The sequence below is a fragment of the Cellulomonas sp. Leaf334 genome, assembly GCF_001424195.1.
In the GTDB taxonomy this organism is placed as follows: domain Bacteria; phylum Actinomycetota; class Actinomycetes; order Actinomycetales; family Cellulomonadaceae; genus Cellulomonas.
Genome location: NZ_LMOO01000008.1, coordinates 25,287 through 38,329, shown reverse-complemented (window position 1 = coordinate 38,329; position 13,043 = coordinate 25,287). Strand labels below are relative to the sequence as shown.

Here is a 13,043-nt window from a genome sequence, read left to right as displayed (position 1 = left end):
GGGCGCCCCCGGGGTTCCGCCGGGGGCGCCCGTCGGTCAGTGGGAGTGCGTGGCGCCGGCGACGCCGGTCAGCTCGTTCGGGGTGACCGTCAGCCCGACGCTCTTCCAGATCTCCCCGGTGACAGGGTCGACGACGTGCAGCCGGCGCTGAGCGGGGTCCGTCACGTAGGCCATGCCGTCGAGCACGCGCAGGGTCGGCCGGGGCTGCTGCCAGTCCTCGGGCTCCGTCCACGGCTCGACCACCGGGGCGGACCGGACGAGCTGCCCCGTCGCGGGGTCGACGACGTGCAGGGCGCCGTCGGTGCCGAGGACCAGGGCGGACCCGTCCGCGCCGCGGCCGAGGGACCGGAACGAGTAGCTGGCGGGCAGGTCGACCAGCCGCAGGGTGCCGGCGACGGTGTCGACGAGCGAGACGCGGGTCGGCCGCTCGAGCTCGGCGTCGGGGTCGGACTTGTAGTCGCCGAGCACCACGGGAGACGCCTCGGTGCCGGCCTGGTTGCCGATGCGGCCGTACGCGTCCGGGGACGCGACCTTGGTGATCGTGCCCGCCCGGTAGACGAGGACGCCGTCCTGGCAGCCGACGACCACGGCCTCGTCGGCGGCCACCGCCTCGCCGTGCACCCCGGGGCACGCGTCCGAGCGGCCGGTCTCGGTGCCGTCGGCGTCGAGCACCCGGATGCCGGTCCGGGCGTCCTCGGTCCCCTCGCTGACCACGACCGTGCCGTCCTCGAGCTCGACGGCGACGCCGTGGTGCGCCGACGGGGTCGTCAGGGTGCGGGCACCCTCCGGACCGTCGGCGACGTGCGCGCTGTCGACCACGGTGACCGTGCCGGTGCCGTCGTCGAACAGGGCCGTGCGTCCGTCGTGGGGCACCACGTGACCGGGCTTCTCGGCGGGGAAGACGGTCCCGGTCAGCTCGGGGTCGGCCGCGTAGTAGTGGGAGTGGTCCCCGTGGGCCTCGGCCCAGGCCCCGGCGTCGAGGACGGTGAAGCCCTCCTCCGTCGAGACGAGGACGTGCCGGCCGTCGCCGGCGTCGTTGACGCGGGTGAACCCGTCGAGCGGGAGGTCGGCGAGGGTCTCGAGCGTGCTCGCGTCGAGCACCTGCAGGCCACCGTCGTAGGTGAGCACGAGACGGGACTCCAGGGTGGCGGTCTCGCGGGCGTCGGACGTGCTCTCGGGGGTCGGGGCGTCAGCCGGGGCACCCGCGCAGGCGGCGAGCAGGGTCAGGGGCAGGGCGAGCCCGGCGAAGGTCGTCCGACGTCGCAGGGCAGCTCTCGTGGAGGTCATGGCGCGACCGTAACAGCGAATGAGAACGAATATCAATTACTCCGTCAGTAGTTGTAGTGTCCCTGCATGGCGCGCGGCGGGGTGACGCAGGAGGTCGAGCTGCTCCACGACACCCCCGAGCCGACCCCTCCCGCCGCCGGGCCGCGGGTGAGGCGCTGGTGGCTGCCGGCGGCCGTCGTGGCGGTCGTGCTGGTGCTCCTCGGCGTGCAGTGGGTCGTCGACGCCCGGGAGGATGCAGCCGTGGCCAGACTGGCCGCGGTCCCGGGAGTCCTCGCCCCGCTCGGCGACGAGATCGAGACCGTCCGCGCGCTCGACGAGGAGGAGACGGTCGCCCTGCGGGACGCGATCCCGGTCGAGGACGGGACGACGGCGAACCTCCGGGTCGGCGAGGACGGCTCGCAGGCCTTCACGGCGACCGAGCTGCGCACCGGCGAGGTCGTCTGGTCCACGCCGCTGCTCGGTCCGGACGCCGCGCGGGCAGCTGTCCGGTTCCGCAGCTCGGGCGGCCGGTGCCTGCCGGACCCCACGCCGGGAGCGGCCGTGCCGGAGTACGCCGTCTGCACGGTCACCGACGGCTACGACGTGTCCTCGTACGCCGAGCCGCAGGAGTCGGTCCCGGCGACCGTCACGCGGGTCGCGGTGCTCGACACGGCCGACGGGCACCTGATCACCGAGTGGGACGTGGAGCACGACGCGCGCGTCGCGGTGCTGCCCGGCCTCGTGCTGGTCGGACGGAAGGACGGCGACGCCCTCGAGATCGTGGCCCACGACGCCCGCACCGGGGCGGAGCGGTGGCGGCACGAGAACCCGAGCGTCGTGAACAGGTCCGACCCGGTCGGCGTCTGGTTCATCGACACCGCCGGCGACCTCGTCGCGTACGCGGATGACGACGGGTTGACGATGCTCTCCGCGACGGGGACGGTGATCCGGCAGGACGTGCAGGCAAACGCGCTCGGCACCGACGACGGTACCGGGCTGCCGATGCTGACCTCTGTCCTGACCGACGCACCTGGCGCGCCAGGCGGGACGACGCTGCTCGCCCGCGACGGGGACCCCGCCGGTGACCGCGTGCTCCGAGGTCGCGTCGTCGGGCGGTCCGTCGACGACGACAGCGTGCCCGGTCTCGTGCTGACGTCGGCCGACAAGCTGTACGCGTGGGACGAGGAGACCGGTCGGGCGAGATGGGACCGTGAGCTCGCCGACGTGTACGACGCGCTCGTCGTGCGGGGTCGCATCTTCCTGTGCACGTCGAGCGGGATCGCCGCGCTCGACGGCCGCACGGGGGAGCAGGTGTGGGAGACGAAGGCACCCGCCTGCATGAGCTCCGGCCTGGCGACCGACGGCCGGGACCTCCTCCTGCTGTCCGTCGCGGGCGGCGCCGCCGGTCCGGCCGGGGTGACCTCCTACGACTTCGCGACGGGTGAGCGGCTCCGGGCGCTCGACGCCCCGGACGAGGTCGCCGCGATCCAGGTCCGCGACGGGCGCCTCCTGGGCCTCACGGTGACGTTCGACGAGGTCACCCTCCTCGACTGACCCGGCAGGTACAGTCCCGCCATGGCGCACGGTGGCGACATGCGGGAGGTCGAGCTCCTCGACGGTGACGACGACGTCACCGAGCAGCCCGAGGTGCCCGCGCGGAACCGCAAGGGGCTGTGGTGGATCGCGGCAGGCGCCGGTCTGGTCGCCCTGTCGCTCGTCGGCACGCAGCTCGTCGTCGACGCCCGCGAGGACGCCGCGGCCGCGCGGCTCGCCTCCGTCCCCGGCGTCTTCCCGCCGCTCGGCGACGAGCTGGAGGTGCTGCGCACGATGTCTGACGCAGACGCGAACACCCTGTGGTCCGTGGTCGAGATCGGCGAGGGGCGCACTGCCGCGCTGCTCGTCGCGCCGGACGGGTCGCAGTCGTTCACGGCGACCGAGCAGCGCACGGGCGAGACGCTCTGGTCGACCCCTCTGGTCGGGCCGGACGCGCGGCGCGCAGCGTCACCGGAGAACGGCTACGGCGGCGGGTGCCAGGGTGACGCGGAGCGCGGGGGACGTGCGACCGTCGCCGTGTGCCTCGCCTCCGACGGGTTCGTGCGCTACGACAACGACGGGACCGAGGAGCGGTTTCCCGCCACCACCAGCCGGGTGGTCGTGCTCGACATCCGTGACGGGCGCGTCATCGTCGAGTGGGCCGTCGAGGACGGCTCGCAGCTCGCGGTCGTCGACGACCTCGTCGTGGTCGGGACGCGGGACCCGCAGAGAGGCGTCATGGTGGTCGCGCACGACGTGCGGACTGGCGACGAGCAGTGGCGCTACCAGGAGCCCGCCGACGCCGACCCGCACGAGACGCCCGAGGAGCAGTACTGGGGACTCTTCGCCGCCGGCGCCGCCATCGCCCTGTACGACGACGACGGGCTCGTCCTCCTGTCGTCGACCGGGGAGCGCGTCCGCGACGACCTCAGGGAGGTCAGCCGCGACGCCAGCTTCGGTACCGACCCCATCACGGGCACGTTCTCGATCACGTCCTACGGCGGCACGGGTGGGCAGACCACGACGCTGCTCGCCCCCGACGCCGACCCCGCCGGGGACGTCGTGCTCCGCGGCGAGCCTGTGCACGTGAGCGTCGACGACGGCAGCCTGCCGGGCGTGGTCCTGACGTACCTGAGCCACGCGTACGCATGGGACCGCCGCACCGGCGAGCAGCTGTGGGAGGCGAAGGTGCAGCCCAACTACGGCGCCCTCGTGATCCGGGGCCGCGTGTACCTGACCACCTCCACCGAGGTCCTCGCGCTCGACGGCCGCAGCGGCGAGGTCGTCTGGCGGCACCCGCTGCCGTCCTACGGCGAGGGCTCGCTCGCCACCGACGGTCGCGACCTGCTGCTGCTGTCCTCGTCGTACGACGGCAGCCGGGAGGGCGGCGTGACCGTGTTCGACCTCGCGAGCGGGGACGAGACGCGGACGGTCCCGTTCCCGGACGGCGTCTCCGACGTCCAGCTGCTCCACGGTGTGCTCATCGGCTGGTCGAACGTGACCAGCGAGGTCACCGTCCTGGAGTGACGCTCACCGCAGCGCGTCGATCGCCGCCATCTCCTCGGCGGTGAGCGTGAACCCCAGGATGTCGAGGTTGGTCGCGATCCGCTCCGGCGTCGTCGACTTCGGGATGACCACGACGTCGTGCTGGACGTGCCAGCGCAGCACCACCTGCGCGGGTGTCACACCGTGGGCCTGCGCCGCGTCGGTCAGTGCCGACGCGCCCAGGTCCGTGCGCTTGAGCGGGCTGTACCCCTCGACGACGACGCCGCGCTCGCGGTGGGCGGCCAGCAGGTCCGGGTCGTGGTCACGCGGGCTGTACGGGATCTGGTTCACGGCCGGGGCCTCGCCGGTCGCGGCGATGAGCTCGTCGAGCTGGGCGATCGAGTAGTTGGACACGCCGATCGAGCGGACCAGGCCCTCGTCCCGCACCTCCCGGAACACCTGCCACGTCTCCGGGGACGCCTGGCGTCCGGGCGGCCAGTGGATCAGCCACAGGTCCAGGTGGTCGGTGCCCAGGGCCGCGAGCGACTCGGTGAGCGTGCGGCGGGCGCGGCCGGCGTGGTCCGGCGGGAGCTTCGTGGTGACGAACACGTCGTCGCGGTCGACGTCGATGGTCGCGAGCGCCCGGCCGACCTCCGCCTCGTTGCCGTACCCCGTGGCGGTGTCGACGTGCCGGTAGCCGAGCTGCAGGGCCGCGCTGACCGCGCGCTCCGCGGCACCGCCCTCGGACTGCCAGGTGCCGAGGCCGACGACGGGGATCTGCCCGCCGGGCAGGGTGAGGGTGGGGACCGGTACAGAGATCATGAGGTCCATCCTCACCCGGCACCTCCCGCTGCGCCCGACGGTGTCGCTACGCTCCCCGGGTGGTCGTCGCCGACGTCGGTCGGCGTCACGGTGTCCCCCCGGCCGTGGCTCCGTTCGCGACGCGCTGGGTGCTCACCGCCGCGGGCCTGGTGCTCGCGGTGCTCGTCGCGTCGTCCGGGCGGTACGGCCCGCACCGTGACGAGCTCTACTTCGTCGCTGCCGGCCGGCACCTTGCGTGGGGGTACCCCGACCAGCCGCCGCTGACCCCGCTGATCGCGCGCGTGACGGACCTGCTCGCACCGGGCTCGCTCGTCGCGCTGCACCTGCCGAGCGCGCTCGCGGCCGCCGCGGTCGTCGTGCTCGCCGCCCTGACGGCCCGGGAGCTGGGCGGCAGGACCGGGGCGCAGCTGCTCACGGCCGTCGCGACGGGGACCGGTGTCGTCGTCGTGACGCTCGGTCACATCCTGTCGACGACGACGATCGACACCCTCTTCTGGGTCGCAATCGTCTCCGTGGTGCTGCGGACGCTGTCCCGCGACGCACCCCGCGGGTGGCTCCTGGTCGGGCTGCTCGGCGGGGTCGGGCTGCTGGACAAGCACCTCGTCGCGTTCCTGCTGGCCGCGATCGTGGTCGGCGTCGCGCTGACCCCCCAGGCCCGGCACCACCTGCGTTCGCCGTGGGCCTGGGCGGGGGTCGGCCTGGCCCTGCTGCTCTGGCTGCCGAACCTGCTGTGGCAGGCGACCCACGGCTGGCCGCAGCTGGAGCTCGCCGCCGACATCCGCGACGAGTACTCCGGGGTCGGTCCGCGCCTGGAGTTCGTCGGGCTCCTGCTGGTCCAGTTCAGCCCCGTCGCCGCGGCGCTGTGGATCTACGGGCTCGTGCGGCTGCTGCGCGTCCCGGCGCTGGTGCGGGCGAAGCCGCTCGCGTGGGCGTTCCTCGTGCTGGTGGTCCTGTTCCTGGTGACCGGCGGCAAGGCGTACTACGTCGTCGGCGCGGTACCCGTGCTGCTGGCGGCGGGTGCGTGCGGGCTGGAGGAGCGTTGGTCGCGACGAGGGCTGGTCGTGGCCGGTGCGGTGCTCGCGCTGAGCGCGTTCGTCGCCTGGCCCGCCGCGCTCCCGCTCCTGCCCGAGCGGACGTTCGGCGCCTCGGTCTACCCGGAGCTCAACGACGACCAGGCGGAGATGATCGGCTGGCCCGAGCTCGTCGAGGCCGTCGGCCGGGCCGTGGCGGACAGCGGCGCCGCACTCGTCGTCACGGCGAACTACGGCGAGGCCGGGGCGCTGGAGTGGTACGGGTCCGACGTGCCCGTGTTCAGCGGGCACAACGGGTACGCCGCATGGGGTCCGCCAGGCCCCGACCTCGCCGGACCCGTGGTGCTCGTCGGGTACGGCGACGCCCCGGGCTGGGCGGTCGGGTGCCGGGAGGTGGGACGCGTCGACAACGGGGTCGACGTCGACAACGAGGAGCAGGGCGGGCTCGTGCAGGTGTGCGACGGGCCGCGCGGCTCGTGGGCCGACGTGTGGGACGAGGTCAGCAGACTGTCTGCCTGAGTCTCGCGGCGGCGCATCCTGCGCCCACACCGACCCGCGTCGTCGGGCTGACCCGATCCTGGTCGATATCGACAGTCCTTGCGTGCAACTACGTAAGTTCTTGCTTTGTGCTATCCAGTCTTGTCTCGCTGATTGTCCAGAACGTACGGTGTGTCCCGTCCATCCGGCGCCGTGCCCCTCAGGCACCCCGCGCCGTCCCGGCGGCGCAAGGAGGCGCTCCGTGAGGAACACAGTCAGCTGGTCAGGCCGTCGCGCGGCACGCGCTCTCGCGCTCGTCCTCGCAGCCGTCGTCGTCGTCGGCACGGGCAGCGCCGCCCAGGCCCACGGGCGGCCCCCCGCACCGGCGCCCACCCCGGTCACGCGCGCCGCCCTGGATCCCGCGCTCGTCAGCGGGCGGGGCGCCGCGGTGAGCTTCCTCGAGCAGGAGGCCGAGAAGGCCGTCACCACCGGCACGGTCATCGGCCCCGACCGGACCGCCTACACGCTGCCGGCGGAGGCGTCGGGCCGCTCGGCCGTGCAGCTCGCGCCCGGCCAGTACGTGGAGTTCACGCTGCCGAAGGCCGCGAACGCGCTGACGGTCCGGTACTCGATCCCGGACTCGCCCACCGGCGGCGGGATCACCGCCCCGCTCGACGTCACCGTCAACGGCTCCGGGAAGCGGACCATGACGCTGACCTCGCAGTACTCGTGGCTCTACAACCAGTACCCGTTCAGCAACGACCCGAACGCCGGGCTGCTGCACCCCGACTGGTGGATCACCGAGTGCGCGTGCGTCCCTGCCGCGACGACGCCCACCCCGACGATCACGACGCCGTTCCGGCCCATGCACTTCTACGACGAGCAGCGCCTGCTCCTCGGTCGCACCTACCCCGCCGGCGCCAAGGTCCGCCTCACGGCCCCGGTCGGGACGAACGCGGCGACGACCACCATCGACCTCCTCGACTCCGAGCAGGTCGGCCTGCCGCACGTCCGCCTCAAGGCCGCGAACGTCCTTCTCTTCGGCGCCGACCCGTTCGGCCGCAAGGACTCGGCGAACGCGTTCGACAAGGCCATCGCGTACGCGCAGAAGAAGGACCTGCCCGTGTACGTGCCGCCGGGGGTCTACCAGGTGAACCGGCACATCATCGTCGACGACGTCACGATCGAGGGTTCGGGGTCCTGGTACACGACCATCAAGGGTCGCGAGGTCGCGCTGCCCACCCCGGCACCCGACGGCTCCGTGCACACCGGTGTCGGGTTCTACGGCAAGTCGGCCGCGGAGGGTGGGTCGTCGAACGTGCACCTGTCCGGGTTCGCGATCCAGGGCGACGTGCGTGAGCGCATCGACACCGACCAGGTGAACGGCATCGGCGGCGCGCTGAGCGACTCCACGATCGACGGGCTGTACATCCAGCACACCAAGGTCGGCGTGTGGGTGGACGGGCCGATGGACAACCTCGTCGTGAAGAACAGCTACGTCGTCGACCAGATCGCCGACGGGCTCAACTTCCACACCGGCGTCACCAACTCCGTCGCGTCGAACAACTTCGTGCGCAACACCGGCGACGACGGGCTCGCCATGTGGGCGGAGAAGACCACGAACTCGGGCAACCGGTTCGAGCGCAACACGGTCCAGACGCCCACCCTCGCCAACGGCATCGCGATCTACGGCGGCCACGACACGACGCTCGTCGGCAACCTCGTGGCGGACCCGATCCGCGAGGGCAGCGGCATCCAGGTGGGGTCGCGGTTCGGGGCCGAGCCGTTCACCGGGAGCCTGTGGATCACCGACAACACCACCGTCCGCGCCGGCACGTACGAGCTCAACTGGAACATCGGGCTCGGCGCGATCTGGTTCTACGCGCTCCAGGGGGACATCGAGGCGGACATCCAGGTGGTCGGCGACCACGTCCTCGACAGCACGTACAACGCGATCATGGTCGTCGCCGACTGGCCGGTGAAGGACCTCTACTCGGTCACGAACCTCCACTTCAAGGACCTCCGCGTCGACGGCACCGGGACCTCGGTGCTCAGTGCGCGGGCGGCCGGGTCGGCGACGTTCGAGAACGTGGACGCGCGCAACGTCGGTGCCGTCGGCATCAACAACTGCGGGTCGTTCAACTTCCCGCCCACCGGGTCCGAGTGGTCGTCCGTCGACCTGGGCGGCAACGACGGCGGCGGCACCACCGGTCCATGGTTCGGGTCGTGGCAGCTGCCGAACACGATCACGTGCGACGACCGCCCGCCGGTCGTGGCCCCTCCGGCGCCGTCGCCCTGGTGACGGCAGGACCACCGCCGGGGGTGCGGTGAGGGAGGGGCGGTGAGCCGGCTGGGTACCGGCCCGCCGCCCCTCCCGCGCTACCGTGCCGACCATAGTCGTCGAGGTCCCCACCCGCTTCGCCTGGGCGGTCGACGTGATGCGCATCCGGCCCACCGACCGGGTGCTCGAGGTGGGGTGCGGTCGTGGCGCCGCAGCCGCCCTGGTCTGCGCCCGACTCGACGGCGGGCGGCTGCTCGCCCTCGACCGGTCGGCGACGATGACCGACGCCGCCCGCCGACGCAACCGGGCGAGCGTCACCGCCGGGGTCACCGGCGGCTGGACGGTGCACGCCACGGTCGCCGGGGATACCGCGCCCGTCGGGTCGATCGGTCTCGTCGCGTCGCCCCGAGAGCCATGACGGGCACCCGTCGGGCGCGCGCCTTCCGTCGTTCGCCGCCGCGTCGCTCCGGCGCCCCCGCCCCTGCGGAACCGCCCATCGGGCCGGGCTACGGCGCGACGACCGCCCACCCGTGCGGAGCGACGTCGGACCGCCCGCGGGTGTCGTCGTCGCTCGCGAGGACCTCGCCCGCGGGCCGTGCGAGCGGCGCGTCGTCCAGGTTCAGTGCCACGAGCAGGGCGTCGTCCCCGTCGCGGACCTCGTAGACGAACGTCGTGTTGGTCAGCGTGACCTGCGTGGTGCGGGCCCGGTGCAGCCACGCGTGGCGGCGGCGCAGGCCGATCAGCTCCTGGTGCAGCTGCAGGACCGGGTTCTCCGCGGTACCCGGCCCGCCGACGTCGAGCTCCGGCCGGACGGCGTCGTCGCCCCCCTCCCGCTCCTCCTTGACTCCGGTGAACCCGAGCTCGTCGCCCGCGTAGACCGTGGGCGTGCCACCCACCGTGAGGAGCACCACCACGGCGTGCGCCCGATGGCGGGGATCCTCGATGGTGCTCGCGATCCGGGTGGTGTCGTGGTTGCCGACGAACGTCTGTGGCGCGAACGACTCCAGGAACTCGTCGTGCCGCGTCAACGACCAGGCCAGCTCCCACAGGTTGGCGTCGCTGATCGAGCTCCAGACCGCCTTCCACAGCTCGTACTGGGTGACCGAGTCGACCGTCGACTCCTGCACGAACGCGGGGTAGTCGCCATGGATGACCTCCGCCACGAACCACGCCTCCGGGTGCTCGGCGCGCACGCGGGGCAGGACCTGCGCCCAGAACGACGTCGGCACCGCGTACGCCGCGTCCAGGCGCCAGCCGTCGGCACCGCGGCCCAGCCAGTGCGTCATCACCCGGACCACGTAGCCGACGACGCCGGGGTGCCCGTGGTCCAGCGTGACCAGCGCACCGTGGCCCTCGAAGCCGACGAACCCACCGTCCTCGTCGCGCAGCAGCCACACCTCGTCGTCGGACCGGCCCTCGATCGCGTCGACGGACCGGCGCGCGATCGCCGAGTCCCGGCCCACATGATTGAAGACCCCGTCCAGCAGCACCTTCAGCCCGCGCCCGTGCGCCTCCGCCACGAGGGTGTCGAAGTCGCCGACGTCACCGAGCCGAGGGTCGATGCGCAGGTGGTCGACGGTGTCGTACCCGTGCGTGGTCGACGCGAACACCGGACCCAGCAGGATCCCCGACGCACCGAGCGCGACGACGTGGTCGAGCCACGCGACCAGACGACCGAGGCGGTGCTCGTCGGGACCTGGCGGTTCACCCGGGAACGCGCCGACGGCCCCGAGCGGGTAGACGTGCCACCAGATCGCGTGTCGGACCCAGTCGGGCTCGGTCATCGGTTTCCTCGTCCCCGTCGTGGTTCGTCGTCGAGCGTAGGCCGTGCTGATCTCCCTCGGGCGGCTGACCGGGCGACCGACCGTCAGCGACCGTCCTCCGGAGGCCCGAGGTGCGGGTACCGACGCCGCAGCACCGGCGGCGCAGCCCACCACCACGACTCCGCGAGGTGCGCCTCCAGCGTCTCCGCATCGACCACGTCCATCGCGATCAGCACCAGGTTCGTGCCGGCATGGTGGTCGGTGGTCGAGTACAGCGCCGGCTGCTGCTCCACCAGCGCCAGCCGCTCACCGTCGTCCTCGACCCGGACGGTGAGCCGGTCCTCGTCCCACATCCGCGCCACCAGGTTCCGGTGGAACCACGCCGGCTGCCCCCAGCTCTGCCGCTCCGTCACCTCGGGCAGCGCGAGTGCCGACCGGCGGGCGTCGTCGAGGTCCATCGCGCCATCCTGCCGCCGACCACCCACACGGACGGCGAACCTCGGACCCGGTGACTGGGGTCCGGGACCACGCCCGCCCGACGACGGTCCTCGACAGTGCTTCCGGGCTCGCCCGCCGTCAGACGCCGGGCGAGCCCGAAGGTGGAGACCGTCGGGTCCCCGATGGCAGGACGCGCCTGCCTCGGCGGCGTGTCTCGTCTGCGGCACAACCATCTCGCCGCACCTCAGGACGACGCGGCCCTCAGAAGGGTGGGTCGCCGAGGTCGGGTGGACGTGGTGGAGGCGGTCGGTGGTGGAAGGCGTCGGGGGCGGTGTGGACCGGGACGGGGTGGCGGGCATAGGTCAGACCGTGGCGGTCGGTCCAGGTCGAGGTGCCGGTGACGGGGTTCCAGGTCACCTGCCACCAGCCGTTGGTCTTCGCCTGGTGGTGGTGCTTGCACAGGGCGTGCAGGTTCTCGAGCGACGTCGGCTCGCCGCCAGCACCTTCTCCGCGGCCCTCGACAGGGCCGGCGCCGGTGGTCAGGCCTCGTGCCCGTGCATGGTCGTACGGCTGACGGTGGTCGATCTCGCAGCGCGCAGCCGGTTGGCGACAGCCGGGGAAGGTACAGGTGACGTCACGGGCGGCGACCGTGCGGGTCAGGTCCGCACCGGGTCGGTACCTCCTGGTGCCGACGGCGGCGACCTGTCCGGCGGGATCCGTCAGGACGCGACGCCAGGTGGCGTCCTGGGCGAGCTCGCGGGCGACCTGGGCGGGGATCGGGCCGTAGGAACCGAGCGTGGCCGGGTGGTCGTCGAGGCCGAGCAGCGTCGAGGCGGCGACGGTGACCTGGAGGGCCGCGCGTTCGCCGTGCTTGCGGGGCAGAGGCGTTCCGTCGGGCGTCGTCCCGGCGTCCAGGATGCCGGTGAAGACGTCCGAGAAGGCGTCCGCTCGTCGTTGGTCCACCGTGCGGTCGTCGCCCTCCACGGCACTGTGGCCCGCCAGGGCGTCGATCGCGGTGAACGCCGCGGTGGCCTCCGCGGCGGGCAGGTAGGCGATCAGGCGTGCCATCGCGTCCGGGGCGAGGACGAGCTCGACGGACCGGCGGGAGCGTTCGGAGATCCGTCGGGCCTCGGCGACCTCGGGGTCGGTCGCGATAACGGCGGCGCGCAGGTGCCGGGTCAGCTGCGGGGCGGTCAGCTCGCCGGCGCGCGCGACCGCGTCGGCGACCACCGCGCGCACGGCACCAGGGGCGGCGTGCGACGCCTCGGCGAGGATGACGTCGACCTTGCGCGCGTCCAGCGCGCCCGCCGACCAGGCGTCGGCCAGAGCCGGGTGGCTTCCGGCACCCAGGCGCGCAGGAACAGGTCGGTGGCTGCGCGCCGGGTGCAGGCCAACGCGCACGCGAGCTCGTCGGGGATGCGGGCCAGAGCGTCGGACGTGCGGGCCTCGATCTCCCGGACGACCCGCGCCTGGGCGGCCTGGGCCATGTTCAGGACCTGCTGCCACGCGGAGACCATGTTCACCAGAGCGACGTCCGAGACGTCCGCGACCGGCACGCCCGTCAGCATCGACGCCAGCTCGCCGACCTCGACGGCCGGGATCGGGAAGGCTGGGACGTCCCGCAGGTTCACCACCGGGCCGCCCTCACTCGACCGAGAACGACCACCGTCGCACCCTCCCACTGCGCAGTGCACGGCGCCATGACCGGTCCGCCCACCGCCAGCGTCGCCCCCGCGGCGAGCGGTGTCCTCAGCGGCGTGAGCAAGGTGAGCGGCATCTGCCAGGGTCCCGGTGTCGTGGGTGAGGTCCGCGAGGTCGATGCCGTGCGTGAGCATGGTCGTCACCATCGCCTCCTCCCGCTCTCGCAACGCAGACTTCACCCGATCCGGGCATAGAACAACTGTACGACCAACCACCGACACGGGCCGCTGACCTGCACAAACGCGG

General features: G+C 73.1%; 11 protein-coding genes. 5 read left to right on the top strand and 6 right to left on the bottom strand.

Features of this window, described 5'->3' with window-relative positions:
- Positions 1-36 precede the first annotated feature (36 nt).
- On the bottom strand, positions 37-1,287 hold the full coding sequence (gene aztD / locus ASF78_RS18270) for a zinc metallochaperone AztD (RefSeq protein WP_056592933.1): 1,251 nt from the start codon (positions 1,285-1,287) through the stop codon (positions 37-39).
- Positions 1,288-1,353: 66 nt separating this feature from the next.
- On the opposite strand from aztD, the gene ASF78_RS18265 reads away from it, so the two are divergent.
- Together ASF78_RS18265 and ASF78_RS18260 are read left to right on the top strand one after the other, a co-directional pair.
- Positions 1,354-2,820, top strand: a complete 1,467-nt coding sequence (locus ASF78_RS18265; RefSeq protein WP_056592930.1) for a PQQ-binding-like beta-propeller repeat protein — start codon at positions 1,354-1,356, stop codon at positions 2,818-2,820.
- 21 nt (positions 2,821-2,841) lie between these two features.
- Positions 2,842-4,326: a PQQ-binding-like beta-propeller repeat protein gene (locus ASF78_RS18260; protein ID WP_056592927.1), complete on the top strand. Its 1,485-nt coding sequence runs from the start codon at positions 2,842-2,844 to the stop codon at positions 4,324-4,326.
- A gap of 3 nt (positions 4,327-4,329) precedes the next feature.
- On the opposite strand, the gene ASF78_RS18255 is transcribed toward ASF78_RS18260, so the two are convergent.
- A complete protein-coding gene (locus tag ASF78_RS18255; protein WP_056593978.1) occupies positions 4,330-5,106 on the bottom strand; it encodes an aldo/keto reductase in 777 nt (258 codons plus the stop codon).
- 59 nt (positions 5,107-5,165) lie between these two features.
- Here ASF78_RS18255 and ASF78_RS18250 point away from each other — a divergent pair, with 59 nt between their 5' ends.
- The 3 genes from ASF78_RS18250 to ASF78_RS18240 all read left to right on the top strand — a co-directional run bounded on the left by ASF78_RS18250 (position 5,166) and on the right by ASF78_RS18240 (position 9,313).
- A complete protein-coding gene (locus ASF78_RS18250; RefSeq protein WP_056592924.1) occupies positions 5,166-6,656 on the top strand; it encodes a glycosyltransferase family 39 protein in 1,491 nt (496 codons plus the stop codon).
- Between the two features lie 220 nt (positions 6,657-6,876).
- A complete protein-coding gene (locus tag ASF78_RS18245; protein WP_056592921.1) occupies positions 6,877-8,916 on the top strand; it encodes a glycosyl hydrolase family 28-related protein in 2,040 nt (679 codons plus the stop codon).
- Positions 8,917-8,998: 82 nt separating this feature from the next.
- Positions 8,999-9,313 (top strand): cyclopropane-fatty-acyl-phospholipid synthase family protein, encoded by a 315-nt coding sequence (locus ASF78_RS18240; RefSeq protein WP_156374233.1) that lies wholly within the window; start codon positions 8,999-9,001, stop codon positions 9,311-9,313.
- Between the two features lie 88 nt (positions 9,314-9,401).
- Here the strand turns inward: ASF78_RS18240 and ASF78_RS18235 are convergent, their stop codons facing one another.
- The 4 genes from ASF78_RS18235 to ASF78_RS23135 form a co-directional block, all read right to left on the bottom strand.
- Positions 9,402-10,679: an alpha-amylase family glycosyl hydrolase gene (locus ASF78_RS18235; protein WP_056592914.1), complete on the bottom strand. Its 1,278-nt coding sequence runs from the start codon at positions 10,677-10,679 to the stop codon at positions 9,402-9,404.
- 83 nt (positions 10,680-10,762) lie between these two features.
- Positions 10,763-11,116 (bottom strand): MmcQ/YjbR family DNA-binding protein, encoded by a 354-nt coding sequence (locus tag ASF78_RS22630; protein ID WP_056592911.1) that lies wholly within the window; start codon positions 11,114-11,116, stop codon positions 10,763-10,765.
- A gap of 241 nt (positions 11,117-11,357) precedes the next feature.
- Positions 11,358-12,395, bottom strand: a complete 1,038-nt coding sequence (locus ASF78_RS18225; RefSeq protein ID WP_235518731.1) for an HNH endonuclease signature motif containing protein — start codon at positions 12,393-12,395, stop codon at positions 11,358-11,360.
- Positions 12,290-12,730 carry a hypothetical protein gene (locus ASF78_RS23135; RefSeq protein ID WP_056592905.1) on the bottom strand — a complete coding sequence of 147 codons (441 nt, stop codon included), beginning with the start codon at positions 12,728-12,730 and terminating at the stop codon, positions 12,290-12,292. The genes ASF78_RS18225 and ASF78_RS23135 overlap by 106 nt, the downstream gene beginning before the upstream one ends.
- Between the last annotated feature and the right edge of the window lie 313 nt (positions 12,731-13,043).